This is a genomic window from Streptomyces marinisediminis (genome assembly GCF_026262575.1).
In the GTDB taxonomy this organism is placed as follows: Bacteria; Actinomycetota; Actinomycetes; order Streptomycetales; family Streptomycetaceae; genus Streptomyces; species Streptomyces marinisediminis.
In genome coordinates, this window is sequence record NZ_JAPKFL010000090.1 from 1 (window position 1) to 941 (window position 941).

The following is a 941-nucleotide window of genomic DNA, read 5'->3' on the forward strand; positions in this document are numbered from 1 at the left end:
AGCCCAGCACCGCGTGCTCGGCCAGCCACGGGTGCGACTCCAGCGACAGCCTGCCGGTGAACAGGGAGACGTCCTCACCGGCCAGTGACACCGCACCGGCCAGCAGCGGGTGCCCGGCGGAGCGCAGACCGGTGGTCGAAAGCGCCGTCCGGCCGTCGTGGCCCAGCGAGGACCGCAGCCAGAAGCGCCGGCGCTCGAACGCGTACGTCGGCAGGTCGACCGCGGCCGCACCGGCGCCCGCGAAGACGGCCGCCCAGTCCACCGCGACGCCGTGCGCGTGCGCGGCGGCCAGCGCGGTGAGCAGGTGGGCCGGGTCGCCGCCGGCCTGCTCCACGACGACCGGGTCGCCGCCCGGCCCTTCGGCCGCCACCGGGTCGGCGTCCGCGCCGTGGGCGAGTACGGCGACCGGGTCGACGCCGTACGCGCGCCAGCCCTCGGCCATGGCCCCCAGGGCCTCCGGGGAGGCCGCCGCGTCGGCGTGGACGACGACCGGCCGGGCCCCGGGGCGCGCGGTGGCCGTCACCAGCCCCGGCGCGGACGTGCCGGCCGCGAGCGCGGTGAGCGCGGTGAGGAACTCCGCGCGGTCGCCGCACACGATCGCGGCGCGGTGCTCGAAGTGGGCCCGGGTGAGGGCCAGGGCCCGGCCGACGTCCACGGGCGACAGCGCCTCGTCGGCCCGGAGCCGGGCGAGCAGCCGTTCCGCCTGTCCGGCCAGCGCCTGCGGGGACTTGGCCGACAGCACCCACGGCACCACCGGCAGCGTCACCTCGGGGGCCTCCGGCGCGGGCTCGGCGTCCGGTTCCTCCAGGATGACGTGGGCGTTGGTGCCGCTGATGCCGAAGGAGGAGACGGCGGCGCGGCGCGGGCGGCCGTCGGCGGCCGGCCAGGCGCGGGCGTCGGTCAGCAGCTCGACGGCGCCCGCCGACCAGTCCACCTGCCCC

1 protein-coding gene is annotated in these 941 nt (G+C 79.1%); it reads right to left on the minus strand.

Annotated features, from left to right (window positions below):
- Positions 1-941, minus strand: a 941-nt coding sequence (locus OSB71_RS24190) for a ketoacyl-synthetase C-terminal extension domain-containing protein (protein WP_323055344.1), incomplete at both ends; no start/stop codon positions are given.